General features: G+C 66.9%; 22 protein-coding genes. 15 read left to right on the forward strand and 7 right to left on the reverse strand.

Features of this window, described 5'->3' with window-relative positions:
- Positions 1–176 precede the first annotated feature (176 nt).
- The 10 genes from QM693_RS34385 (at position 177) to QM693_RS34430 (ending at position 10,211) form a co-directional block, all read left to right on the forward strand.
- Positions 177–1,121 (forward strand): alpha/beta hydrolase, encoded by a 945-nt coding sequence (locus tag QM693_RS34385; protein WP_283354544.1) that lies wholly within the window; start codon positions 177–179, stop codon positions 1,119–1,121.
- Positions 1,118–2,188 carry a quercetin 2,3-dioxygenase gene (locus tag QM693_RS34390; RefSeq protein ID WP_283354545.1) on the forward strand — a complete coding sequence of 357 codons (1,071 nt, stop codon included), beginning with the start codon at positions 1,118–1,120 and terminating at the stop codon, positions 2,186–2,188. Before QM693_RS34385 ends, QM693_RS34390 begins: the two co-directional genes overlap by 4 nt.
- Before the next feature lie 51 nt (positions 2,189–2,239).
- On the forward strand, positions 2,240–2,917 hold the full coding sequence (locus tag QM693_RS34395; RefSeq protein WP_005237792.1) for a FadR/GntR family transcriptional regulator: 678 nt from the start codon (positions 2,240–2,242) through the stop codon (positions 2,915–2,917).
- Positions 2,918–3,053: 136 nt separating this feature from the next.
- Positions 3,054–4,331, forward strand: coding sequence for an MFS transporter (locus QM693_RS34400; RefSeq protein ID WP_283336477.1), 1,278 nt, complete (start codon positions 3,054–3,056; stop codon positions 4,329–4,331).
- A 41-nt stretch (positions 4,332–4,372) separates the two neighbouring features.
- Complete coding sequence (locus QM693_RS34405; protein ID WP_283336478.1) at positions 4,373–5,218, forward strand: fumarylacetoacetate hydrolase family protein; 846 nt, start codon at positions 4,373–4,375, stop codon at positions 5,216–5,218.
- A complete protein-coding gene (locus QM693_RS34410; RefSeq protein WP_283354546.1) occupies positions 5,215–6,849 on the forward strand; it encodes an FAD-dependent oxidoreductase in 1,635 nt (544 codons plus the stop codon). The genes QM693_RS34405 and QM693_RS34410 overlap by 4 nt, the downstream gene beginning before the upstream one ends.
- A gap of 54 nt (positions 6,850–6,903) precedes the next feature.
- On the forward strand, positions 6,904–8,037 hold the full coding sequence (locus tag QM693_RS34415) for a DUF3500 domain-containing protein (RefSeq protein WP_283354547.1): 1,134 nt from the start codon (positions 6,904–6,906) through the stop codon (positions 8,035–8,037).
- Positions 8,038–8,196: 159 nt separating this feature from the next.
- A complete protein-coding gene (locus tag QM693_RS34420; protein ID WP_349307532.1) occupies positions 8,197–8,781 on the forward strand; it encodes an Rv1733c family protein in 585 nt (194 codons plus the stop codon).
- Between the two features lie 148 nt (positions 8,782–8,929).
- Positions 8,930–9,130, forward strand: a complete 201-nt coding sequence (locus QM693_RS34425; RefSeq protein WP_105423212.1) for a hypothetical protein — start codon at positions 8,930–8,932, stop codon at positions 9,128–9,130.
- A gap of 142 nt (positions 9,131–9,272) precedes the next feature.
- On the forward strand, positions 9,273–10,211 hold the full coding sequence (locus QM693_RS34430) for a dioxygenase family protein (RefSeq protein WP_283354549.1): 939 nt from the start codon (positions 9,273–9,275) through the stop codon (positions 10,209–10,211).
- A gap of 26 nt (positions 10,212–10,237) precedes the next feature.
- On the opposite strand, the gene QM693_RS34435 is transcribed toward QM693_RS34430, so the two are convergent.
- Both QM693_RS34435 and QM693_RS34440 read right to left on the reverse strand, forming a co-directional pair.
- Positions 10,238–10,843 (reverse strand): Rv1733c family protein, encoded by a 606-nt coding sequence (locus tag QM693_RS34435; protein ID WP_283354550.1) that lies wholly within the window; start codon positions 10,841–10,843, stop codon positions 10,238–10,240.
- A 138-nt stretch (positions 10,844–10,981) separates the two neighbouring features.
- Positions 10,982–11,884: a LysR family transcriptional regulator gene (locus tag QM693_RS34440; RefSeq protein ID WP_105423218.1), complete on the reverse strand. Its 903-nt coding sequence runs from the start codon at positions 11,882–11,884 to the stop codon at positions 10,982–10,984.
- 74 nt (positions 11,885–11,958) lie between these two features.
- On the opposite strand from QM693_RS34440, the gene QM693_RS34445 reads away from it, so the two are divergent.
- The gene (locus QM693_RS34445; protein ID WP_283354551.1) at positions 11,959–12,915 is read left to right on the forward strand and encodes a DMT family transporter; all 957 of its coding nucleotides are present in this window, start codon (positions 11,959–11,961) and stop codon (positions 12,913–12,915) included.
- A 28-nt stretch (positions 12,916–12,943) separates the two neighbouring features.
- Here the strand turns inward: QM693_RS34445 and QM693_RS34450 are convergent, their stop codons facing one another.
- The 3 genes from QM693_RS34450 to QM693_RS34460 all read right to left on the reverse strand — a co-directional run bounded on the left by QM693_RS34450 (position 12,944) and on the right by QM693_RS34460 (position 16,470).
- Positions 12,944–13,990, reverse strand: coding sequence for a GGDEF domain-containing protein (locus tag QM693_RS34450; protein ID WP_283354552.1), 1,047 nt, complete (start codon positions 13,988–13,990; stop codon positions 12,944–12,946).
- 70 nt (positions 13,991–14,060) lie between these two features.
- Positions 14,061–14,960, reverse strand: a complete 900-nt coding sequence (locus tag QM693_RS34455; RefSeq protein ID WP_283354553.1) for a carbon-nitrogen hydrolase family protein — start codon at positions 14,958–14,960, stop codon at positions 14,061–14,063.
- A gap of 4 nt (positions 14,961–14,964) precedes the next feature.
- Positions 14,965–16,470, reverse strand: coding sequence for an APC family permease (locus QM693_RS34460; protein ID WP_283336486.1), 1,506 nt, complete (start codon positions 16,468–16,470; stop codon positions 14,965–14,967).
- A 126-nt stretch (positions 16,471–16,596) separates the two neighbouring features.
- Between QM693_RS34460 and QM693_RS34465 the strand changes: the two genes are divergently transcribed.
- Both QM693_RS34465 and QM693_RS34470 read left to right on the forward strand, forming a co-directional pair.
- The gene (locus QM693_RS34465) at positions 16,597–17,214 is read left to right on the forward strand and encodes a TetR/AcrR family transcriptional regulator (protein ID WP_283354554.1); all 618 of its coding nucleotides are present in this window, start codon (positions 16,597–16,599) and stop codon (positions 17,212–17,214) included.
- 238 nt (positions 17,215–17,452) lie between these two features.
- Entirely contained in the window at positions 17,453–20,710 is a 3,258-nt protein-coding gene (locus QM693_RS34470; RefSeq protein ID WP_283354555.1) for a protein kinase domain-containing protein, read from the forward strand.
- A 156-nt stretch (positions 20,711–20,866) separates the two neighbouring features.
- Here the strand turns inward: QM693_RS34470 and QM693_RS34475 are convergent, their stop codons facing one another.
- Positions 20,867–21,721 carry a TauD/TfdA dioxygenase family protein gene (locus QM693_RS34475; RefSeq protein ID WP_280784801.1) on the reverse strand — a complete coding sequence of 285 codons (855 nt, stop codon included), beginning with the start codon at positions 21,719–21,721 and terminating at the stop codon, positions 20,867–20,869.
- 203 nt (positions 21,722–21,924) lie between these two features.
- Complete coding sequence (locus QM693_RS34480) at positions 21,925–23,280, reverse strand: MFS transporter (protein WP_283336489.1); 1,356 nt, start codon at positions 23,278–23,280, stop codon at positions 21,925–21,927.
- A gap of 447 nt (positions 23,281–23,727) precedes the next feature.
- Between QM693_RS34480 and QM693_RS34485 the strand changes: the two genes are divergently transcribed.
- A complete protein-coding gene (locus tag QM693_RS34485; protein WP_283354556.1) occupies positions 23,728–24,258 on the forward strand; it encodes a transposase in 531 nt (176 codons plus the stop codon).
- Positions 24,259–24,399: 141 nt separating this feature from the next.
- Positions 24,400–25,413 carry an Lrp/AsnC family transcriptional regulator gene (locus tag QM693_RS34490; protein ID WP_283354557.1) on the forward strand — a complete coding sequence of 338 codons (1,014 nt, stop codon included), beginning with the start codon at positions 24,400–24,402 and terminating at the stop codon, positions 25,411–25,413.
- The last annotated feature ends 326 nt before the right edge of the window (positions 25,414–25,739 follow it).

The following is a 25,739-nucleotide window of genomic DNA, read 5'->3' on the forward strand; positions in this document are numbered from 1 at the left end:
TCACGTGAGGCAACGAAGGGGCTCACGCGGGCATTTCGGATGAGTCAACGCGGGGTCTTCCGTTCGGGTTGCCGAAGCTGCTACTGTGCCCGACAGACAGTGACCTAAGGAAGGGCCTTACAACCGCGCAAGCGGCGACCCAGGCCCGGGTCCTGCATCCGAAGGAGTTCAGTCCCTTGGACACGGCTTCGACCGTCGTCCGCCGATCCACCGTCGAGTACGCGCCCGATCTGCTACTCGATCTCGTCCGTCCCGCCGAAGCAGAGCACCCCTTGCCTGCGATCGTGTGGGTGCACGGAGGTGGTTGGCGGCTTCAAGACCGCACTGCATGCCCAGATCTGGTGCAGCACTTCGCACGGCACGGCTATGTCATGGTCAGCATCGACTACCGGCTCGCGCCCGGGACTTGCCACCCCGGCCAGCTCTTCGATGTCCGGCGGGCGGTGCGCTGGCTGCGTGCCAACGCCGTGGACCACGGCATCGACCCCGACCGGATCGGTGTGTGGGGCTCGTCCGCCGGTGGGCACCTCGCCGCGTTGACCGGAGTGCATTCGGGCACAACACGATTGCCCGGGGAAGAACCCGCGTCAGTCGACAGCTCGGTGCAGGCCGTCGTCGACGGTTACGGGCCCGCCGACCTGCCCGGCCTCGTCGACCTCTCCGCGGAACGGGCACCGGGGGAGGACGATTCCCCGGAGGCATCGTTGCTCGGCGGCGCGATCCGCGACCGACTGGACGCCGCGAGATCCGCGAGCCCCGCACTGCAGGTGGCGCCCGGAGCGCCGCCGTTTCTGGTCATGCACGGTCTCGGCGACAACCTGGTGCCGTTCACGCAGAGTGTGGAGTTGTACGACGCGCTCGTCGCGCACGGCAACGAGGCCGTTCTCTATCTGATCGAGGGATTCGGGCACGGGTTCTTCAACCCGGGCCACGTCCTCGAACTCGGCCCCGACCAGACCCTCGACCAAGGCCATCTCGAACGAGATCCGCAGGCGCCCGCCTCGACTCGCGCGGTGAGCGCCTTCGGTCGTGCACTGACCGAGAGGTACCCCTCCGCCTCGTTCGCCGCGGTCGAAGCCTTCTTCTCGCACACACTGAAACCAGGAACACCCACCCCATGACTACTTTCGACATTCCCGTCCTCGACGAGGTCCACGCTGCCGCTCCGCAACTCGACACCCTCCCCGGCCGCTGCGTGCCCTACGCCATGGCCGCCGGGGAAGGCGAGCGCCACGAACTCGGCGGGCAACTGATCACCGTCATCGCCCGGCCGGAGGACACCGGCGGGCAATTCGGTGCCGCATATGTCTACGGCGGCAAGGGAACCGAGACGCCGTTCCTCGCCCACGATCGCGAGCACCGCTTCCTGTACGTCACCGACGGGCGGCTGCAGATCTGGTTGCCGGGCGAATCGCACCTGCTCGTGCCCGGTGACTCGGTCACCGTCCCGGCCGGGACGCCGTACGCCTACCGCATGCTCGCGCACCGGACGCGGTTCCTGAGCTGGCTCACCGTCGGCGACGGGCACCGGTGGTCGCAAGCCACCGGTCAGGCCACCTCATCGCACGTCTTCGACGCCGAGGCGGCGCCGATGTCGGACGCGCGGCAATCCGAACTCGCGGACCGGTTCGGTGTCCGGGTCCACGATCTCGAGAAGACGGACCTGCCTGCGGTGACCGGCACGGCGTTGCCCGCCGCGGAGTCCCCCTACGTGCTGCAGGCGGGCGAAGGCGACCGCTGGGCGAGTCTCGACCAGCTGAACACCTACCTCGCACGACCGCGGAACACCGGCGGAACGTATTTCGCGATGCACACCATGGGCGGCAAGAGTGCGTACATTCCCCGTCACTTCCATCGCGAGCACACAGAGAACTTCTTCTGCATCGAGGGTCGAATTCTCCTGCACGCCAACGGCCGGGAGATCATGCTGACCAAGGGTGATTTTCTCCATGCGCCGGCCGGGACGATCCACAGTTTCGCGTTCGACAGCCATAACACGCAGATGCTCGGCCTGCTGACCACTGGCGTGTTCGAGAAGTTCTTCGAGTACATGAACGTCCCGACGGACGCGCACGTCCACACCGAGGGCGGCGACATGCAGTTCCCGGCCGAAGGGTTCGCGCGGGCGCGTGCGGAGCTGGACCTCGAGGTCGTCGGCCCGCCGCCGGCACGAGGCGACGGTCGCTGAGACCCGTCCGGCGCGCACACGTCCGGAGCGGCCGAGCTCTACACTCGTGCCATGGCGATCCAGAGCACCGTCACCCGGGCAGAGTCCCTGGTCGCCCACATCCAGGACCGGATCGCCGCGGGTGAACTCGCGCCCGGTGATCGGGTGGGTACCCGCAAGGAACTCCAGGCGGAGTCGGGGATGGCCCGCGGAACGGTCATCGAGGCCGTCCGGCTCCTGCAGGATCGGGGAGTCATCACCGTCCGGCCCGGGCCCGGCGGTGGCCTGTTCGTCGCCGAACCGTCCTCGGTGGTCCGGCTCGGCCGCACCCTGCTGACCGTCGAGGGCGACGCGGCGGGAGTCGCCGACGCCATCGCCGTCCGGGAAGAACTGGAACCCCTCGTGACGGAACTGGCCGCCCGTCACCGCACCGATGCCGACGTCGCCGACCTGCGGCAGGTGATGACCGTTCTCGAGGATTCGGCCGGCGACCCCGAGGCGTTCATCCGTGCCGTGTGGGATCTGCATCGCCGGATCGTGGCGATCGGCCCCAACCAGGTGTTGCGCGAAACTTATCTGAGCCTCGAAACCTACGTCGAGCAGCACGCGACGCGCGCGAGCCGCGAACGAAGCGCCACCAACAGCGAGTACTTCGCGCGACGGATCGACGTGCACCGCGCGCTGGTCGATGCCATCGAGTCCGGCGACCCGGCCCGAGCCCGCGCGGCCGCTCAGGCGCACGCTCACTGAGCAATCGCTTCTCGCAGCCCGTTCTCGGTTCCCGTGCTTGACAGCGGGCAGTGGTCTGTGGCTACCATCACACATAACGGTTATAACCGTTTATCGGAGGAGTTGATCCTCCCCCCACTGACCAGGAGTGTTCCGCATGAATTTCTCCACGTCCTCGCCCGGCGGCCGCGGCAGAGTGCTCGTGCCCGTCCTCTGCTGGGCTGCCCTCCTCAGCGACGGATACGACCTGTTCGTCTACGGCGCCACCCTGCCCGCCCTGATCGGCCACGCCCCCTGGTTCATCACCGCCGGGGCGGCAGGCACCGTGGGCAGCGCCGCCCTGGTCGGAGTCCTCATCGGCTCGCTGACCGCCGGCACGCTCACCGACATCCTGGGCCGCCGCCGCCTGTTCCTCGCGTGCCTGACGCTCTTCTCGACGGCAACCCTGGCCACCGCTATCGCCCCCACCTTCGAGATCTTCGCCGCCACCCGGCTGGTCGCCGGCCTGGGAATCGGCGGGTTGATGCCCACCGCCATCGCGATGGCGGCGGAGTTCGCGTCCCCGGCCTACCGGTCCCGGATCCTCGGCATGGTGCTCACCGGACCGGCGTTCGGCGGCGTCCTCGCATCGGCGGCGTCCCTGCTGCTGCTCGAGGAGTTCGGGTTCCGTCCGGTCTACGCACTCGGTGCGGTTCCGCTGATCACGTTGCTGCCGTTGGCGTTCGCGTTTCTGCCGGAGTCGCGGGCGTTCGTCGCCGAACGATCCTCCGAGGACCGGGCGTCGAAGTCGCCGGTCGCCAAACTCTTCGGTGACGGGATGGGGCGGGCCACGGTCGGTATCTGGTTCGTCGCGATCTGCAGCATGCTCACCATGTTCGGGGTGACCACCTGGCTGCCGCAGATCATGCGCAATGCCGGTTACCCGATCGGTTCGGCGGTGACGTTCCTGCTCGTCTACAGCGCCGGCGCCATCGTCGGAACGCTGCTCGCCTCCGTGCTGGCCGAACGGTTCGGTCCGAAGCCGCTGGTCCTGGCCGGGTTCTCCACGGCCGCAGTCTCTCTCGCGCTGCTGGGCACGCACCCGCCGACCGCCGTCCTGATGCTGCTGGTGGCGTTGGCCGGATTCGGCGGCCTCGGCACCCAGAACATGCTCAACGATCACATCGCGACGTTCTACCCGGCCCGATTCAGGGCAACCGGGCTCGGATGGGCGCTCGGAATCGGCCGGGCGGGCGCGATCGCGGGCCCCACGTACGGCGCGTTCTTCGTCGCCGGTGGCGGTGCCGTCATCGTCAGCTCACTGGCATTCGCCGTGCCCGCGCTGATCGGCGGCGTCGTGATGGCCACCCTCCCTCGACGCCCCCGCGCCACCCCCGCCGCCGCGGACAACCACCTCGAAGCGGCCACCGCGCGCAGCACCGAAGTTTCCCGCTAGGACTCGCCACCGAACGGTGGCGGACGAAAAGGATGAAATAGATGAAGATTGTCGGCTACCGCAAGAAGGATCAGGACGCCGTGACCGTGGGTGTCCTCCGTGACGGCTTCGTTCGACCGCTCGCCTCACTCGAGGAATTCTGGAGCGACGCCGCCGGCTGGGTGGCACGAGCGGAACACCTCGAATCGCCCGAGATCGACGTCACGCTCGTCAGCGTGGTGCCGCCGGTGCCCGACTCCGCCCGCGTCATCTGCGTCGGCCTCAACTACAAGGCCCACGCCGCCGAGGGCGGCTTCACCCCGCCGCCCTACCCGACGTTGTTCGGGCGGTGGACCCCGTCGCTGAGCGTCGACGGAGCCCCGACGCCGGTGCCGGCCAACGAGGCGGGCCTGGACTGGGAGGGTGAGGTTGCCGCGTTCATCGGCACCCGGCTCGAAAGCGTCGACGCGGCCACCGGCCAGGCCGGGGTGCTCGGCTACGCCTGCTTCAACGACCTCACCGCCCGCAAGGCGCAGAAGCTGACCGCGCAATGGACGCTCGGCAAGAACGGCGACCGGTCCGGCCCCCTCGGCCCGCTGGTTCCCGCCGGTGAGGTCGGGGATCTGTCCGACGGTCTGCGGGTGCAGACCCGCGTCAACGGAACGGTCGTGCAGGACGGCAACACCCGGGACCTGATCTTCTCGGTCGGCGAGATCATCGCCCTCATCAGCGAGACGTTCACCCTGCACCCCGGCGACATCATCGCCACCGGCACCCCGGAGGGCGTCGGCTACGTGCGCAACCCACCGTGGCTGCTCGGGCCCGGCGATATCGTCGAGGTGGAGATCGACAAGCTCGGCGTCCTGCGGACCCCGATCGTCGATGCCAGCGGAAGGAAGGGCGCATGACCGACGTCGCGTCCGGTGTCGACCGGACACCGGTACTGATCGCCGGCGGCGGGCCGTCCGGGCTCGCGGCCGCGCTCGAACTGGCCCACCACGGGGTGGCAAGCCTGGTCGTCGAACCGAGGGTCGACGTCGACGCCGAACGCCCGCGCGCCAAGACCACCAACGCCCGCACCATGACGCACCTGCGGCGGTGGGGACTGGCCGACGAGGTGCGTGCCGCGTCGCCCCTTCCCGTCGAGTGGGCGCAGGACATCGTGTTCTGCTCGACTCTGCTGGGCCACGAGATCACCCGGTTCGAGAACGGCTTCCAGCTCGACGTCGCCACCCCGACGCTGGCGCCCGAACGCGGCCAGCAGGCACCACAACCTGTTGTGGAGACCGTGCTTCGGGAGGCGGTGCAGCGCAGCGAATTCGCCACCCTGCAGCTCGGGGCGCGGGTCACGTCGCTCGAGGAACTCCCCGACGGCACCGTCCGTGCCACGGTGGAGGGTCCGGGGCAGACCCGAACGGTCGTGGCGGACTACGTCCTCGGGTGCGACGGCGGCGCGAGCATCGTGCGCGAGTCCATCGGCGCCCGGTTCGAGGGCACGTCCGGCGAGCGCCCCAATCTCAGCATCCTGTTCCGTGCGCCGGGCCTGGCCGAGCGGGTGCCGTTCGACGGTGCCGTCCACCACTGGGTGATGGCGCCCGGGGCAGCGGGCATCGTGGGCCGGCTCGACCTGTCGGACACCTGGTGGGCGATCGTGCAGGGCGTCGACGTCCGGGACGAGGAGGTCGACGCCACCGCGCTCGTGCACCGCCTCATCGGCGAGCCGGTCCCGGTCGAGATCATCGCCACCGACCCGTGGGTGGCACGAATGTTGCTGTCCGACAGCTACCGCAAGGGCCGGGTGTTCCTCGTCGGCGACGCCGCGCATCTCAATCCGCCGTGGGGCGGGCACGGGTACAACACGTGCATCGGTGACGCCGTCAACGTCGCGTGGAAGCTCGCGGCGACGCTGCGCGGCTGGGCCGGGCCGCAACTGCTCGACAGTTACGAAGCCGAACGCCGGCCCGTCGCCGCCCGCACCATCGCCGAAGCCGGAGCGCAGGAAAAGGCTCTCGCGCATCATTTCTCCACCGTCGAGATCGGTCAGGACGGTCCGGCAGCGGAGGAGGCGCGCCGCCGCACGGCAGAGGCGCTCGCCGTGAAGAAGAGCGAATTCCATTCACTCGGACTCGTTCTCGGCTACGCCTACACCGACTCGCCCGTCATCGTGCCCGACGGATCGGCGCCGCCGGCGGAAGATCCCGTCGAGTACGTGCCCACCGCGTGCCCCGGAGCGCTACTGCCGCACGCGTGGTTGGGAGACGGCCGTTCGCTCTACGACGTTCTCGGCCCGGAGTACACCCTCGTCGTGCTGGACGACGTGGGATCCTCGCGGCACACCGCCGAACTCGAACCGCTGACGGCGAAGGCCGCGGAACTCGGCGTCCCTCTGACGGTGCTGCGATTGTCCGACACCGGGGGATCTCTGGGCAGTGTCCTCGGCGCCCCCTTCGTCCTCGTCCGACCCGACCAGCACGTGGCGTGGCGGGGCGGCGACCTCGCGAGCGCCGAGAAGGCGATCGACATCGCGGCGGGATGGTGAGAACACCTCCCCTCGCCGGACGCTCCACCTCCACACTCGAGAAGGAAGATTCACGTGTCTGCTCTCCATGAGGCGCCTCAGACGGCGACCAAGCTGCTCGTGACCGCCATGGGTTTGATCGATACGTTCGACCCCCGGCAACGGGCGACCGCGATCATCGACGATTTCGACGACCCGCGGCGGTTGAACTGGGACATCATCCCCAAACCGGACCGCACCGGCATCCCGCTGCACCAACTGGACCGTCACCAGAAGGTGCTGGTGTGGGATCTGATCCGGTTGGCCGTGCCGCTGCGCACCTTCACGAAGGTGCTCTCGATCCCCCAACTCGAGCACGTCCTCCGGGACTACGAGCAGGATTTCCTCGGACCGGCACTGCAGACGTGGCGCACCTCGGATTCGTACTTCCTGACCTTCTTCGGCCGCCCCGGCTTCGAGGACACCTGGACGCTGCGTTTCCTCGGTCACCACGTCTGCCTCAACCTGACGATCGTCGACGAGCGGTGGATCTCCGCCACCCCGGTCGCGTTGGGCGCGCAGCCCACCGAGTACGACGGGGTGCTCAAACCGCTCGCCGACGACGAGGGCCTGGCCTTCGACCTGCTGGCCTCCCTGGACGACGAGCAGCGCGGCCTCGCCGTCATCCACGACGTCGCACCGGCCGACTTCGTGACCCGGCAGGTGCCGCGGATCGGGGCCTACGAATACCCCGACCACTACGACCTCGGCATGCCCGGCTACACCATCACCGACGCCGACCGGGTCGCCCTGAAGTTCGTGCGCGATCGGCCATCCGGGATCAGCGGCGCGAAGTTGTCCGGTGACCAGCAGCACACGCTGCTCGGGATCGTGGACTGCTATCTCGAGCGACTGCCCGAGGAGGCCGGCGATCGCCACCGGCAGGCGCTGCGGGAGGGCGGCATCGACCGGGTGTTCTTCGCGTGGGCCGGTGCGCAGAAGCGCGGCGCACCGCACTACTTCCGCGTCCACACCGACCGGTACCTCATCGAGGCGGTCAACGCCGTCGGCGGTGGAAATCACCTGCACACCGTGCTGCGGGACTTCGACAACGACTTCGGACACGACCTGCTCGCACTCCACGCCGGGACCGACTCGAAGTGGGGCGGCGGGCACCTGAGCAGCCGGACGGTGTCCAGCGAACAGTCCGATCCGCACCTCGAACCCTGAGTGCCGCTCGGCCCCGCACAGCGCTGAGCGGGGCCGACTCCGGTCTGCCCGCGGAGTGTGAGACTCGTCAAGTTTGTCCATTTCGGTTTCCCTGTTGCCTGATCAGTGGCGACACTGGTGAAGCTGACATTTAACGTGGACGAAACAATGAGGTGGATTGTGTTGGGGCGCTCGAAGGCAACCGTGGTGTACTCGGTGTCGGGTCGACCGTCCAACCCGTTCGCGCGACCGGTCGATCGGTTCGCGGCCACCCTGAAATCCGTCATCGTCACCCTCGCGGGTGTCGCGATCGTGCTCGCCGCCGTGATCGGCACCTGGGAGTACCACCAGGAGAGTGCGCGGGCCGCGCAACAACGCGCCACCACGACCCTCGTCGAGGCCGTCACCAACGCCGACGCCCCCATCACCCTGTCGCCGCGCGGCTCGGTCCGGACCACCCCGATGGTGAAGGCGACGTGGGCCTGGGGCTCCGAGTCTCGCACCGACAGCATCGAGGTCCCCTCGGGGACTCCGGCGGGCACCTCGAAGACCATCGCCGTCGGCGACGACGGAAGCTGGGCCGGCCCGCGGATCACGACCTCCGACGTCGTCAGCGCCGCGGTCGCGGCAGTGCTCATCACCCTCGGCGCGAGCGCGCTGCTCCTGGGTGCGGTGTGGGCGATGTTCTCCCGCGCGGTCGAACGCCGCCGCCAGCAGTACTGGGACGAGAGCATCCGCAGGCTGTTCGCGACCTACAGTCGCTGATCCTCCCGCGGGCCGGTTCGACAGGCCTCGTACCTCACCTCGGACGGATCTGAATCCGCTTCGGACGTCACCCGGTCGCGCTGTCCCGTGTCGGTTTCGGTGGCCTCACTCCGGGCTATTCAGGTGATGCCGAGGAAAGGTGGGAGCCATGTCCGACCGGGATGCTTCTATATTCGAAAGCGAACGCGAGCTCGACGAAGAGTCCGTCCGTAAGGCACAGCGGACGGTCGCCCACCATTCGATCGATGCCGACGACTGCCGGATGCTCCTCGCTGCGCTCGGCATCCCCCTCGTGCGTGACCTCGAGAACGAATCATTCTCCGGCACGGCCGGCGCCGAATCTCTCTGACCGACGCGTCTCACGAGACGGCCCCAGGCGACCGCTGCTGGGCGACAGGCGTTCACAGCGACTCCACAGCGAAGCTCGAGGGGGCCCGCACCGGCGACCGCTTGTATGGGATGTAACCGGAACAGCCCATGGAGAGGTCCTCATGACGAACAGCCCGCGTCACCACGCCGACGAAGTGCACGAGCACGATCGCGGCCTCAGCCACGACCTGAAATCGATGTTGTCGCGTCGCCGCGCACTGTTCGTGTTCGGCGCGGCGGGTGCGACCGCGCTCGCGGCGTGCTCGTCGGCGGGATCGACGGCGACGTCGTCCTCGTCGTCGACAGGGGCGGCCGCGACCACGGCGGAGACGGTGAGCGACGGCACGTGCGTGGCGGCGGCGCCGCAGGAAACGGCCGGACCGTATCCCGGTGACGGGTCCAACGGCCCGAACGTGCTGGTCGAGTCGGGGATCGTCCGGCAGGACATTCGCAGCAGCTTCGGCGCGTACTCCGGGACGGCGGAGGGTGTCGCGACGACCATCGAACTGAACCTGCAGGATCTGACGAAGGACTGCGCGGCCGGCGCGGGAATGGCCGTCTACCTGTGGCACTGCGACCGGGACGGCGAGTACTCGCTCTACGGTCAGGGCATCACCGAGCAGAACTACCTGCGCGGCGTTCAGGTGGCCGACTCCGCCGGCACGGTGTCGTTCACGTCGATCTTCCCGGCCTGCTACTCGGGACGCTGGCCGCACATTCACTTCGAGGTGTTCGACTCACTGGAATCTGCGGTGGCGGGCGAGGGCGCCCGGTTGACGTCGCAGATCGCAGTGCCGCAGGACGCGTGCACCACCGTCTTCGCCTACGACAGCGGGTACGCGAACAGTGTCGGCAACCTGTCGAAGGTCTCCCTGGACTCGGACAACGTGTTCGGGGACGGCTGGGATGCCGAGCTGGCCACCGTGTCGGGAGAACCCGCCACCGGTATGACGATCTCGATCACGATCGGTGTCGCCGAGAAGTCGGCGAACACGCAGTCCGCGCCGAGCGGTCCCGGTGAGGGTGGCGGGCAGCCGCCGAATGGGGCACCCGGCCGGTAGCCGTCGCGGCTCGGTTCCGTCGTCCGTCAGCTGACGTGCCACCCGGGTGGTCGGTCGAGTTCGTTCCATTCGCGGGTGAGCTGAGCCTGCTGCCGGCGGGACGCGACCCAGTGGACGACGAGGAAGAGGAGGCAGTACCCGCCGGTCGCGGTCACCCAGATCCCGCACGCGACGCTCACCGCCGTGGCGGCGTTCTGCGAACCGGTCTCCGGCGCCGGGACGAGATCGCCGTTCGGGTCGAGCCAGACGGTGACGGTCTGGCCGGCCTTCGCGGCCGATTCGGTGGGAACGTCGGCGGTGTGTGTCTGCCCGTTCGCCGACCACTGCACCTGTGCGTGGGCTTGATACTGGGGTGCGGCCGGCAGGGGTTCTCCCGTGGTCCCGGTGCGGGAATCCTCGACGAGCCTGGCGGGTGTCGGGTGCTGGGTGGCGAGTTCGGCCTGCGTCTGCTGGTCGAGCCGTGAGTACGTCTCGGTTCCGTAGGCCGCGGCCAGTGGAATCATCATGAGCACGAAGAACACCCCGATGAGGACCATCGCGGAGCGGAGCCGGTCGCACCCCCGCATGAGCGGGTTGCGGCTCCATGGACCCAGACGCCACAGCCGTGTCGGCGCTGCACACGTTTCGCTCATCGCGCACCTCCGGGTGGTTGCCCACCACCATTGTGCAACCGAAACGCCTGCACGTGTAGGGCCTTCTGGCAGGTGTTCGTGCGCGGCCGGTGTGGGTGCGTCAGACCCGTCGCGAAAGGTCGGGCGACGGGGGAGCTGTCACGCGCCGATTCCGGCGAAGGCTTCGGTCAGTGCCTCGATCCCGGCCCTGACCGTGGGGCGGTCGTTGTCGGCGCGGCGGAGGGCGTAGATCTCGCGTTCGAGTGTGGGACGCACGGGGACGATCGCCACGTTGTCCGGCACCCAGACGCGGGCCAGACGCGGCACGAGTGCGGCGGCGAGACCGTGCGCGACGAATTCGAGTTGCGCCGCGAATTCGGGCACTTCGTACCTGATATCCGGTTCGACGCCGCGGTTGCGCAACGTCTGCACCAGCCAGGTGTGGTACACCGCGCCCTTCTTCCACGTCGTCCACGGCATGTCCGCGATCTCGTCGAGATCGACGTGATCGCGGGACGCCAGCGGATGGTCCCGGGACAGTGCGACGTCGGCGGAGTCGCGGTGCACCAGGGTGTGCACTGCGTCCTCGGGCAGGTGCAGCGGCATCGTGACCCAGCTGTCGACGACGGCGAGGTCGAGTTCCCGGCGCACGATCGCGGGTATGAGGTCCTCGGTCTCGCCGGCGAAGAAGCTGACCGCGAGCTGCGGGTGACGCCTGCGCAGCGTCGCCACGGCAGTCGGCACGACGACTCTGCCTGCGGAGGAGAAGGACCCGATTCGCAGTTCTCCCACCACGTCGCGGTCGAGGGAGACGACTTCGGATTCGGCCTGCGCCAGAAGCGATATCACTTCCTGCCCGCGACGGGCCAGGAGCCGGCCCGCATCGGTGAGCTGGACGCCGCGGCCCGCGGGCACCAGGAGCCGGACGCCGACCTCCCGTTCGAACTTGCCGAGTTGCTGCGACACCCCGGACGGCGTCACGTGCAGGGCGCGGGCTGCGGCGCCGATCGATCCGTGTTCGGCGACAGCGCACAGCGCGCGAAGGCGATCGACGCTCAACATAGTAGTAATGCTACTGCTTTCATGACACGACTATTCACTTGTTGTAATGGTTGGGGCCTCGGAGAATTCTCGGTGTGACTACCGCCCTCCGTTTGCGTCCCCGTGCCCTCGTCAGCCCCTCCTTCAGCGTCGCGTCCGTGGATCCGCGACTGCTGGTGCTCGCGGGTGCGGTGGCGACTTCGCTGACCGGCAGTCTCATCAAGCTGTCCGGGGTGGAGCCGGCCACGTCGACGTTCTTCCGGTGTGTGCTGGCGCTGCCCATCCTCGGTCTTCTTGCGCTGCAGGAGTTTCGGCGGTACGGCGGGATTCCGCGTCGGGTGATCGGCGCCCAGGTGCTCGGCGGCATGATGCTCGGCGTCGACTTCGCGCTGTGGGCGCGATCGATCCACCTGATCGGCGCCGGAATCTCCACCGTCGTCGTCAACGTGCAAGTCGTCGTCGTGCCACTGCTCGCGTGGGTCTTCTTCCGTGCGCGGGTGCCGGTCCGGTTCGTCGTGGCGGTTCCCTTCCTGTTCGCCGGTGTGGCTCTCGCCGGCGGAATCCTCGGCGGCAGCGGCGACGGCGATCAGCTGTTCCTCGGAACTCTGCTGTCGCTGGCGGCGGGCGTGGCCTACGGGATCTACATCTTCGTCATCGGCCGCGCCGGATCCGCACACCGGGCGTCGTCGCAGGTGTTCGTGTCGACGATCGCCGCGGGCGTCGTCGGGACCGCAGTGGGATCGCTGTGGGGAACGGTGGACCTCACGCCGGGATGGCCCGCGCTGGGATGGCTGGCGGCGCTGTCGCTGAGCAGTCAGGTGCTCGGCTGGGTTCTCATCGGATTCGCCCTGCCGCGGCTCGCCGCCGAGGTGGGCGCCACGTTGCTGCTGCTCCAGCCGGTGCTGGCGATGCTGTTCTCCATCGCGATCGTGCACGAGCGTCCCAGCATCGGGCAGTTCGCCGGCTGCGCACTCGTCGTCGCAGCGGTGTGGGTGGTCACCCACGTGAAGGCGGCGGACCGGCGTCCGGTGACCGCGCGAATCGCCGAATGACGCAGGGTGCGGCGTCTGCCCAGGTGTTTCACCCCGTCCGCAGTGTGGGTTCGTCGGCGGGCGGTTCGGGTGGGTGCTGTCGCTGCTTCGCCGTGTACAGCTCGCGGTCGGCGTGCCGGTAGAGCGCGGTGAGTGGGTCGGCCTCGCCGGTGCACGACGCGGAGCCGAAGCTGAATGGGGTCGGGCTTTCCCGGGCGAGTTGCGCCATCACGCCGGGCAGCTCGGAGTGGTGCTCGCCGACCGCGCAGGTGACGAACTCGTCGCCGCCGACCCGGGCGAGAAGAGCGCCGCGGGGCATGTGCTCGGCGAGGTAGTTGGCGAGGTCGACGAGAACCGCGTCGCCCGCGGCGTGGCCGTAGTGATCGTTGGTGGACTTGAACTGGTCGACGTCGATGAGGACCAACGTCACGGAGACCTGTCCGGTGCCCGCGCTTTCGAGGGCGTGCCGGAACGCGAGCTCGAAACCGGCGCGGTTGAGCAGGGCCGTCAGTCCGTCGGTGCTGGCCGATTCGATCAGGGTCCGGGTGAGGGATCCGAACATCTCGGCCGCGCCGACCACGCAGGTGACGGCCACGACGAGAACGGCGGCCTTCACGGTCACCGTGTCCACCTCGACCGGCACCAGCGTGAAGGCGGTGGGTGCGACGACGACTCCGACCACCATCAACGCGGTGAGGCATCCGACGAGGAGCCTCGACTGCCGTTTCGGGTAGAACACGACGAAGTACATCGCCAGGAACATCGCCGCGATCGCGCAGAGCAGTTGGGCGACGGCGAGAACGAGACCGGACATGACGATCGGTGTGGCGAGCAGTGCCGCCGCGGTGCAGACCTGGTAGGCGCGTCGGCTCGGCCTGCGTCCGCCCCGGTGCAGCACGACGAGTGCGAACACTCCGAGCAGAACGCCGGCCGTGCGAGCGGCGACGGTCTCCGGCCGAATCGACAACCCGACCATGGGCGGGAGGACGAACCCCGCGAGGTGCAGCGCAGTCGTGATCCACAGGTAGCGGCGCAGGATGCGCGGCTGATAGTCCTGCAGGACCGTGTCGACGGACGAAGCAGCGAGGGGCCTCACCCTCGCAATTATCCAGGACCGGTCCCGGATGGGGCGGGTCTCTCGTGACCGCCCCTTCCGGGAGGGCGGGTCAGCTGGGTATGGACGCGGGGACCGGCACGGCGTCGTCGTGCCACGGCGGTGTCTGGATGCCCCCGCCGCCGTACATCGGGAGCCGGATCCCGTCGCCGTGCCGGGCGATCTGGTCCCAGGGGCGGTTGAGGCCGAACGTGCCGTACGTGCGGACCCGGGTCACGGCGTCGAGGTCGAGGGTGTCGACGAGCACTTCTTCGCCCGACCCGGCCTGCTGGCGGACGATGCCCTCGGGGTCGACGACGACGCTGGCGCCGACCCCGGCCGGGTCGGCGCCGTTCACGTTGACGACGTAGACCTGGTTGGTCCACGCGTTGGCGCGGGAGCAGACGAGTTCCATCTCGCGGTCACGGGTGGTGGTGAGGGTGGGTTGGATGATCACTTCCGCCCCGAGCCAGGCCAGTTGGCGTGCGGTCTCCGGGAAGGAGCCGTCGTAGCAGATCGCCAGGCCGATCCGGCCGGTGCCGGGGATGTCGAAGACGACGAACTCGCTGCCGGGTGCGGTCTGCTCGTACGGCTGCCAGGGGAAGACCTTGCGGTAGCGGGCCACCACCTCGCCGAGCGGCGACACGGCGATGGCGGTGTTGTAGATCCTGTCGTCGTCGCCGCGCTCGTAGAGGCTTCCGGGCACCAGCCACAGGCCGGTTTCCTCCGCGAGTGCGCAGATCCGGTCGATGTGGGGGCCGGCGAGTGGCAGCGCCACCTGGTCCATCCAGTCGGCGCGGGCCTGCAGGAGAGGCGCCTCCGCGGCCAGCACGAGTTCGGGGACCACGACGAGTTCGACGTGCGGGAAGGTGTCGCGCACGGCGCGGACCTGGTCGGCGAACCGCTGCCAGGTGGCCTCCACGTCGAACGGGACCGGGGCGGTCTGGATGGCGGCGATGGTCAGTGTGCGCATGGGTTCAGTCCTCTGTGACGGTCAGTTCGGTGACGGCGGTGCGGCCGTCTCGGAAGAAGCGGCGGAAACGGGTGCGGACGAGCAGCATCACCACGGCGCCGACGGCGATCGAGCCCACACCGAGCAGGAACACCCCGCCGATGCCGTGGAACGAGGTCGCCCCGTAGCCCGGGTCGAGCATGTCGTGGGCGCTGCGCGCGAAGGCGGCGAGCATGATCGTCCCGCCCAGTGCGGGCAGGATTCCCCGGAGGAACAGGTCGCGCGGCGAGTCGGTCAGGCGGTGGCGGAAGTACCAGACACAGGCGAGACCGGTGACGCCGTAGTAGAACGCGATGAGCAGTCCGATCGAAAGGATCGCGTCGCCGAGGAAGTTGCCGGAGACGAGCGTGAGGACGGTCAGCAGGACCGCGGCGGTCGCACCGAAGAACACGGTGGCGAACGCGGGCGTGCGGTAGGTGGGGTGGATTCGGGTGAAGGCGCGGGGCAGTGCGCCGTGGGCGCCCATGGAGAGGGTGGCGCGTGAGCTGCCGATGACACACGTGAGCAGCGCCGAGATCGCCGACACGCAGATGGCGAGTTCGACCACCTTCGACAGGCCCGCGCCGAGTACCGGCGGCCCGAGCGTGGCGAGTACGTCCCCCGCGTTGTCGGGATTGCCCAGGCCCAGCCCGTCGGTGCCGATGCCGGCGAAGCTGATCGCGGCGAATCCGGTGAAGAGGTACGTGCCGAGCAGGACGAGGGTGGAGATCACGGCGGCCTGACCGGGGATGCGGTCGCTGTCACGGGTTTCCTCGTTGACGGTGATCAGCGCGTCCCATCCCCAGTAGATGAACAGGCACAGCAGCACCGCCTCCGCGAAGGGGCCGAAGCCGCCGAACGCGAACGGGTTCAGCCAGGACAGGCTCGGTGCGGAGGCGCCGGTGCGGGCGAACGCGGCCGCTCCGAACCCGAACAGGGCGACCAGTTGCAGCCCCAGCAGCACGTACTGCACGGACGCGGCCAGTTGCAGCCCGCGGTAGGCGATGGTGGTGACCGCGGCGACGATCAGGACCGCGGTGACGATCACGGCGACGTTGTCGGACGCCAGCGAATCCAGGCCGAGCAGGGTCAGGAGGTACCCGGCTCCGACTCGGGCGAGTGCCGTCATCGCGATGAGGGTCGCGATCTGCACCACCCAGCCGCCGGAGAGCCATCCCGTGTGCGGACCGAACGCGCGGGTGGTCCAGACGAACGTGGTGCCGCAGTCCGGCATCTCCCGGTTCAGCTCGCGAAAAGCGAACGCGGTCAGAAGGATCGGCACGAAACCGAGGAGCAGGGCGGCGGGGGCGAGGTTTCCGACGACCATCGTCACGAAACCGAGCGTGACCGCGATGCTGTAGGCCGGCGCGACCGAGGACAGGCCGAGCGCGACTGCGGCGAGCAGACCCACGGAGCCGCCCCGCAGTCCCTTTCCGGTGGGTGCTGGTGGTGGGTCGAGACTCGTCTCGGCGTCGGTGGGATTGGTCGACACGGTGACTCCTGAGATCGGGTTGGATTCTTTAAATAGAAATTTAAGAACAGTGTGATCTACCTGTCAATAGCTGGGCAGGTATTGTCTAAATCTCCATATAGAAACCGGTAAGGATGGAGCGAGGGCGTGGCACGGAAGAAGGATCAGGGGGCCCGCCGGGCCGAACTCGGTGAGGCCGTCCAGCGGGCGGTGCTCGCGCGCGGACTGGAGGGGGTGCGTCTGCGTGACATCGCGGAGCAGGCCGGGGTCACCCCTGCGGCGGTGCTCTACTACGGCGATCTGGACGCGTTGATCTACGAGACGTATCAGCGGGCCATCGAGCGGTTCAGTCAGGAGCGCGAGCGCGTCGCCGACCAGTTCCCCGACGCGCGCGACCGCCTCCGGGCCTGCATCGACCACGGCGTCGCGAGCGGACCGGACGACGAACTGGTCCGACTGCTGTTCGAATGCTGGCCGAGATCGCTGCGCGACGCCAAGGCGGCGGCCCTGGACAGTTCGCTGACCGAGCGCCAAATCGCCGTCTACTACGGCATTCTCGTCATCGGTCAGACTCAGGGTCACTTCACGCTCACCGACCCCCCGCGCCTGCTCGCAGCGAACTTCGTGGCCATGGAGGACGGCTACCAGATGGAGGTGCTGGCCGGACGTCGCAGCCGTGGCGAGGTGATCGCCAGCCTCCACTCCTACGCGCGCGCGGCCACCGGCCACGATCTGAACGGCCAGGCCGAGTATGGGGAACTGTGAGTAACAGATAGGTTGGGTGCGCGTCGCCAGGCCCGGCCGCCGAGCACCGACAAGGAGCCTCCCATCAAGATCCTGCAGAACGTCTCTTCTCCGGCCTAACGACTGCCAGTGGATTTCGGAGAGGGCGGTGGCGTCCCGGCTCGAGCGTTGCAGCGATATCCTGGTAGGACGTTTTCGTGAGGTGAGCGCCGTGCTGCATCGTCAAGGGTGTCTCGGATCGGGTGAATCGGCGTAGCCGATGGTTGATGCCGATCCGTACCGGACACAGCGCGCGGTGGATGCTTCAGTCACAGCGGAGCTAGCAGCCGCCGGGCTCGAAGACGCCCAGGAAATCGGCCGCGGTGGCTTCGGCGTTGTCTACCGGTGTGTCCAGACTGAGCTGGACCGAACGGTCGCGGTGAAGGTCCTCACCGCCGACATGGAAGCGGAGAACCGGGCACGATTCTTCCGGGAACAGCAGGCGATGGGCAGGTTGACCGGCCACCCGAACATCGTCCCTGTCCTGCAAGCCGGTGCCACCGCCACCGGCCGCCCCTACATCGTCATGCCCTATCACCCGCAGGACTCCTTGCAGGTGCGGATCCGAGACCACGGTCCCCTGCCATTGGGCGACGCGCTGCGGCTCGGAGTAAAGCTGGCTGGCGCGGTGGAGACGGCGCACCGGCTCGGCATCCTGCACCGCGACGTGAAACCGGCGAACATCCTGCTCACCGACTACGGCGAACCCGCGCTGACCGACTTCGGTATCGCGCACATCTCCGGAGGATTCGAGACGACCACCGGCACCGTGACCGGCTCGCCGGCATTCACCGCGCCCGAAGTGATCGCGGGCGATCCGCCGACCTCCAGTTCGGATATCTACGGTCTCGGGGCGACGCTGTTCTGCGCGCTCACCGGCCACGCCGCGTTTGAACGGCGCAGCGGTGAACAGCTGGTTGCCCAGTTCCTGAGGATCACAACACATCCGGTGCCGAATTTACGTGAGCAGGGAATCTCCGCCGACGTGGCGGAAGTGATCGAGCGGGCGATGTCAACGAATCCGGACGACCGCCCGTCCGCCGTCCAGCTCGGCGACGAACTCCGCGAGATCCAGCTCCACCGGGGATTTGCGGTCGACGGAATGGCCGTGCAGGGCGTTACGGGGTCCTCGCCGCGGAAACTGCCGAACTCTGTCGTGCAGCGCCTGACGATGGCGCGCACCGTCGGGGACGTCAAGACGAATATTTGCCTGGAACTCACCAGTTTCGTCGGCCGACGGAACGAGGTGACAGAACTCAAGAACCTGTTGTCGGATTCTCGTTTGGTGTCGCTCACCGGGATCGGTGGTGTGGGGAAGACGCGTCTGGCGTTGCGGGTCGCGACCATCACGCACCGCGATTACGCCGACGGAGTGTGGCTCGTGGAGCTGGGCGAGCTGCGTGACGAGTCGTTGCTCGTCGACATGGTCGCCGCATCTCTCGGATTGGGTGATCACTCGGCCAGGCCGTTGATCGAGGTGCTGGTGGAGTTTCTGGTGCCGCGCGAGCTGTTGCTGGTCTTCGACAACTGCGAGCACATCCTCGGCGGGGCCGCGGGGTTGGCCGAGACGCTGCTGCGGACGTGTCCGGGATTGCGAATCCTCGCCACCAGCCGCGAGCCACTCGGTATCGGCGGGGAATCACTGCTCCGGGTGCCCCCGCTCACTGTCCCCGACCCCGACCGACGGCCCTCCCTGCAGGGGCTGCCCAGCTACGATGCGGTGACCTTGTTCGCCGATCGCGCAGCCGCAGCTGTGCCCGGATTCGAGCTCACCGAGGACAACGGTGTCGCGGTCGCCGGGATCTGCCATCGCCTGGACGGATTGCCGCTGCCGATCGAACTGGCGGCGACACGGTTGCGGGCGATGTCGCCCGAGCAGATCCTTGCGCGGCTGACCGACCGTTACACGCTGCTGACCCGCGGCAGCCGAGGCGCACCCTCTCGTCAGCAGACCCTTCGGCTGTGTATCGATTGGAGCTACGATCTGTGCACCCCGCAGGAGCAACAGTTGTGGTCTCGGTTGTCCGTGTTCGCCGGTAGCTTCGAACTCGATGCGGTGGAACAGGTCTGCAGGAATGGCCTGGCATCGTCGGATCCGCTTGACGCCGTGACCTCCCTGGTGGACAAATCGATCGTGATCCGGGTGGAATCCGGCTCGGCCGTGTGCTTTCGGCTGCTCGAGACCCTGCGAGAGTACGGGCATGAGAAGCTCCAGGCCACCGAGGAGTATGTCGAACTGCGTCGACGGCACCGCGACTGGTATGAGCAACTGACCGCCGAGGCTGAAGCCGAGTGGATCAGCTCCCGGCAACTGGACTGGATCGCACGATTCGAGCGAGAACAAGCGAATCTGCGGGAGGCGATGGAGTTCTGCGTGTCCGACAGCCCCAACATCGGACTTCGCATCGCCGCGAGCTTGCTCCCCTTCTGGCTCTCCCGGAGCTTGCTCAGCGAGGGGCGATTCTGGCTGGGCCGCGTCCTTGCACACTTTCCAGCGGAGCCGACCCTGGAGCGAATCAAAGCGGTGTACGCCGGCAGCGTCCTGGCCGAATTGCAGGGCGACCTCTCCGCGGGGGCCGCACTGGTGGAGGAGGGCCGCAGGCTGGCCGAACAGACAACCGACGCGGTGAGCCACGCATACATCGAGTACGCGGACGGCCTTCTCGCCCTTTTCAGGGGTGATCCCACTCGCGCCTGCGCGCGACTGGAAAGCGCCGGCACCGTTTTCGGCACACAGGAGGACGTTTCACACGTCGGGGTGCTGCACCGGCTGGGGATGGCCTACGAACAACTCGGCGAATCCCAGCGGGCGAGTGACTGTTACGAACAGATCGTCGCGATCACACAGGCGCACGGTGAATCGATGTACCAGTCGTTCGCGCTCTGGGCCATGGGTGACGCGGTGTGGCGCCACGGTGATACCGATCGGGCAGTTCGGCTACTCGAACAGTCACTGCACTTGACCAGGCGGGTGAATACCCCGCGCACCGCCATCGCGTGCCTCGAGACACTGGGCTCGATCGCCGCCGAAGCGCATGACGCGCGACGCGCGGTCATCCTGATGGCGGCCGCCGACGAACTCGGACGCACCGTGGGCAGCCCCACGGTGGGGTTCCCCCAATTACTTGTCTCCCGCGAGGAGTCCGAACAGAGTGCCTATGGAGCGCTCGGCAAGAGCTCCATGGAGGCGGCGCGCCGAGAGGGTCGGCGCTTGGGCTTTGACGCCGCCATCGCCTATGCCCTCGGCGAACGGCTCCCGGACGCCACGTCGGATACCTCAGTGAAACTGACCAAACGTGAACGGCAGGTCGCCGAACTGATCGCCGCCGAAGGCCTGACCAACAGGGCGATCGCCGCCCGACTGGTGATATCGCCCCGCACTGCGCAAGGTCACGTGGAGCATGTACTGACCAAACTCGGTTTCACCTCCCGCGCGCAGATCGCAGCGTGGGTCGTCGAGCAGGACCGGCAACCATGACACACGAAATGAATGAAGACGGAGACGGGGATTTCCTCGATCCCCTGCCCCGGTAGATATTCTGCAGTTGCGGATCTATCTATCCGCGCCAAAGCGAGGAAGGGATGAGTGCTGCTGGGCGACCGGTAATCTGGTCGCCCAGCAGGCCACCGGGTGTCAGGCCGGGCGGTCGCCTCTGAGGGTGACGCGGTGCATGCGCCTGTAGTGCGGGTGATAGTCGCCGACCGCGTAGTGTTGCGTCGACCGGTTGTCCCAGATCACGAGGGAGTTCGGTTCCCAACGGAATCGGACCTGATATTCCGGGGTCTTGGCGAGGCCCGTGAGCATGTTTCGTAGCGAGTCACTCAGCTGCGGAGGAACCCCCGAGATGCGTGAGGTGAACAACTCGTTGACGTAGACAAGTCTGCGACCGGTTTCTGGATGCTTGCGCACGACGGGATGGGTCATCGGAGGATACTTTCGGCGTGTTTCCTCGTACCGTGCTTCCCCGTCATCTCCTTGGCGGACGACGCCGGTCAGTTCCTTTTCCCAATCGTGCACGGCCTCGAGCCCGTCGATGAGGTTCTTCATCGTCTCCGGTAGCGCGTCATACGCGGCAGTCATGCTCGACCACAGTGTGTCACCACCGCAGGGCGGGATGTCCTGGGCGTGGAGGCAGGTCGCGGAATTTGGAGTCGCCTGCCAGGTCAGATCGGAGTGCCAGACGTCGGTTCCGGCTGCGCGACCGCGAGATTCGAGCACCTCGATGAACGGGTTTCCCGGAAGGGAGGGAAAGAATGCACTTACTTCCTGGGGGTCTCCGAACACCTTCGCGAATCGGAGCTGATCTTCTGGCTCGAGGTGCTGATCGCGAAGAAACAGGACTTCGTGTTCCAGGAAGGCTGTGCGCAGTTCGGTCTGGCACTGCGGTGTGATCTCGTCACGAAGATCCAGGCCGTGGATGAACGCCCCGATGGTTGGTGTTGCGCGTTCCAGGGTGAATGTTTCGTATCGTGATTCATTGCTGCTCATAGGGTTTCCTTCCGTCAGTGTGTTATCTGTTACTAGATGGGGGCGAATTCTGTGCCGCGGCGGGCGGAGCCTGAACCCCTAGAGCACAGGACGGTGAGCACCCCTTCTCCGAGAGGTTGTTCTTTCAGGAGTTGTGGGACCGATCAGAGTTCGCTGTCATTGTGAGTGCTTCCGTGCCCGAGAGGCGACGTCCATGAGGGGCATCACTCCGAGTAGGTGGGAGTGCGGAGCCCGCTCACGTTATCGGTGCCGATTCCGCTGTCGGCTTGCGTATCTTTTTTCCGGTTCGTCCGTCCGAGCACCAGTACGCAGACGAACGACAGTGCTGCGGTGACGAAGACATACAGGGAAATGGAGATGGACGCATGGGTTGCGCTGAGTAGTGTTCCGGCGATGAGCGGCGCGATGGCGCTGCCCAAGAGGTTGCCGAGGGTGGTGGCCAGCGACAGCCCGCTGTAGCGGACTCGTGCGTCGAACGCCTCGGAGAAGTATGCCGGCTGCAGCGCCCACGGGATGTATACGGCGATGGTCGCGGCGACGTAGCAGACAGCGATGAAGCCGTACGAGCCCGAGTCGAGCGCCCAGTAGAGGGGGAAGGCGAGAGAACCGATGAGGGCAAGGCCGAGCAGGAAGAGCCGTTGCCGGCCGAATCTGTCGGAGAGCGCACCTGCGATCGGGGTGACCACGAATCCGACCGCGGAGGTGACGATCACCAGAATCAGCATGGAACTTTGGCTCAGGCCGCCTGCCTCTTGCGTATAGACGAAGTTGTACACGGTCAGGAGGTAGAAGAAGATGCCCGGCGAGAGGCTGGCGCCGGCGACCAGGAGCACCTGCTTCGGATGTGTGCGAAGAACTTCGATGATCGGCAGGCGCACGACGGCGTGCACATCCTTGACCCGGTCGAACTCCGGACTCTCGGCGACCTGTACCCGGATGATCAGTCCGGTGATCACCAGTACCGCACTGAGGAGGAACGGAACACGCCACCCCCAGGCCATGAAGTGATCATCGGCCATTGCATCGAGGGGTAGGTACACGGTCATCGCCAGGATCAGTCCGACCGCCACCCCCGCCTGCGGCCAGCTGCCGAAGAAACCACGTCGGCTATCGGGGGAATGCTCCGTCGCCATGAGCGCAGCGCCACCCCATTCGCCGCCGAGCGCGAAGCCTTGCGTCAGTCGCAGCAGCACCAGCAGCACCGGAGCGAAGGCGCCGATGGTGGCATATGTCGGCAACAGGCCGATCAGTACGGTGGCGACGCCCATGATCAAGATGGTGACGACCATCATCGATTTTCGGCCAACCCTGTCCCCGAAGTGACCGAAGACGATGGCTCCGATCGGACGGGCGACGAAGCCGGCGGCGAAGGTCGAGAAGGCCAGCAGGGTTCCGATGGCCGGGTCGAAGCTGGGGAAGAAGTGATGGTTGAACACGAGCACGGCTGCGGTGCTGTAGATGAAGAAGTCGTACCACTCGATGGTTGTGCCGATCAGGCTCGCCAGTGCGACCTTCTTCGGCGAGCCTGCGCCCGCTGGTCGTGCGATTGCACCACCCATATTGTGCCTCCCGGCTATTTGACGAACATGGGTCACGCGGCGCGTGAACCCGTGGCGAATCAGAGCGTTTTAGGGCGCCTCTGTTTCTGAATAACGTGCACAGATCGAAACCACCAAATTACTTAAGTGGTCAATATCTTAATGCTGAGGCTAGTTGTGCGCAAGCTCTCATTTCTTAAAGTTTGAGCCCTCAACCTGCTGTTATGCATAACCGCGAGACCGCAAGATTCAGACACTGAGTGACGTATGAAATAGAGCGGAAAATGGATTCCCCGGCCCGAAACGCCGCTACGCACCTCGGTGGAATCAGCCACGCGTGGCCGGCACGAAGAAATAGACCGTGTGCACAGTTAACGATTTCCACTCGTGGGCGGAAAGCAAGAGAAATCCACGTCGGATTAATGTGCGAAACATGGTCAGCGGCAAGCTGGCACACCACGAACAGAAATGTCCGCAGAGATGCGGATCCTGGCGGGGTTGCCGGCACTCACCCGAGCCGCGCGGGGTGCGATCGTGTGGGACGTCAGCGTGGATTCGACCATCGCGCAGGCTCACCAGCATGCGGCGGGCGTGCGCTGGGCTCCCGAGGCGCAGTCCGTGCCGCCCGGCGAGGTCGAGATCGAGCCCGCCGACCACGCGTTGCGGCGCTCCCGAGATGGGTGGACCACCAGGACGCATCTGGCCTACCTGGCCTACCTGGCCGCAGCGGTCCCTGATCACCTCGGCCGCGGCGTCAGCGTAGTCGTCCAGGTCGAACCGACGTCCGGGATCCCCGCTGCGCCCGGATCCCGGGGCGTCCCACGCGAGCAGCCTCAGGGAACTGTTGAGCTCACCGAATTGTGGTGCGAAACTGTCGGCGCTACCACCGATTCCGCGCAGCAGGAGCACGGGACCGGTGCCAGCCCCGACTACGTGCGCCACGACGCCCGCCCGCTGTCTACCCGCCCGTTGGACGGCACCTTCCTCACCCCTGACTGATTGTGTCCACATGCATCGACCTCGACTTCGTGGGCCGGGAGTCCCGGTTGCGCAACTCGCGCTCAACCACTCTGAGTGGCGCACCTCACGAGAACTCGGTTTTGGCCGATTTCCATAATTTTTACGGCCATAATGTCCAATATGACCTCTCAGGCTGCAGCAGAACTGGACCTTGCAATTATCGGCGCGCTGCAGCTCAACCCCCGCGCTGACTGGGCGGACTTGGCGGAGGCACTTCAGTACTCGCCGAAGACACTCGCCCGAAGATGGAAGCTGTTGTCCGAGAGCGGCTCGGCATGGATCGCGGTGGCTCCGGGCCCGACCTTCCTGCAATTCGGATGTGCCGCATGGCTTGCGATCACCTGCAGACCCCAGAGCAAGCACGACGTTGCAGAAGCCCTGATTGCCGAACCAGCAGTCGACACGGTATCGAGCACATCCGGGACGTCGGACTTCCATGTGATCGTGTTCGTCTCCAGCATTGCCGACCTCACCCGTCTGCTCACCGACCGCATCGAGGTGATCGAAGGAATCAGGTCGGTGGCAACGACGGTCGTGCTCACCAACTACACAGAAGGCGCGCGGTGGCGCGTCCAGGCGTTAGACCTGGAACAGGCCAATCTTCTCCAATTGCCCCAGGCAGCGCCCACACGCAGGAAAACGATTCCATTCCTGGACGATCTCGATCGTTCTCTGCTCGGAGCTCTGGCGAAAGATGGGCGTCAAGCATGGACCACACTCGGCGAGCAATGCGATGTGACCGGACCGACCGCGCGACGCCGCGTCGAAAGGCTGATCGACGGGGGCCACGTGGCCCTGCGCTGCGAGGGAGCGAACACACTTGTCGGACCAGTCGTCGAGACGACTTTCATGATCACGACCGCACCGAGCGAGTTGAACACGGTCGGCAACCTATTGAGCCGGATTCCAAAATGCCGAATTGCAAACGCCACTACCGGAACCTCGACAATCGTCGCCACGATGTGGTTTCAGACGATCAGCGAGATCGCGCCATTCGCGGCTGCACTCACGCGAGAACTTCCGTCCATCACCATTTCGGACCGGTTCATCAGCCTCCACACATTCAAGAGGGCAGGACACGTCCTTGATCAGGATGGACGAACCAGCGGATTGATCCCACGGGCCATCTTCTAGCGGGAACCGAACAACCCGTAACCAGCCGACACCCGGATCTCTTGGGGGTGACCGGTCATCGATCCGCTTCCGGAAGTTGAGTTGGGCGGCGCCGGCGGTGTTGGTTGTGGTGTTCGGGTTGGTGACGGTTCCGTGGCGTGCTGCCCGCCAATTCGCCGTTCCGTTTGTGCTGGCGTTGCGCCGATCGCCGCGCCGGCGGCGTGGTTCGTCATCGGGGTGGACCTGTTTTTCACCCCGGATTGAGCTCGCCGGTGCCACTCGGGCGGCGCGTGAGTTGCTGCTGGGGCTGTTCGACGGTCCGCCCGTCGGGACCTATGTCGAGGGCC

The sequence above is a fragment of the Rhodococcus sp. IEGM 1305 genome (genome assembly GCF_030058635.1).
In the GTDB taxonomy this organism is placed as follows: Bacteria; Actinomycetota; Actinomycetes; order Mycobacteriales; family Mycobacteriaceae; genus Rhodococcus_F; species Rhodococcus_F opacus_D.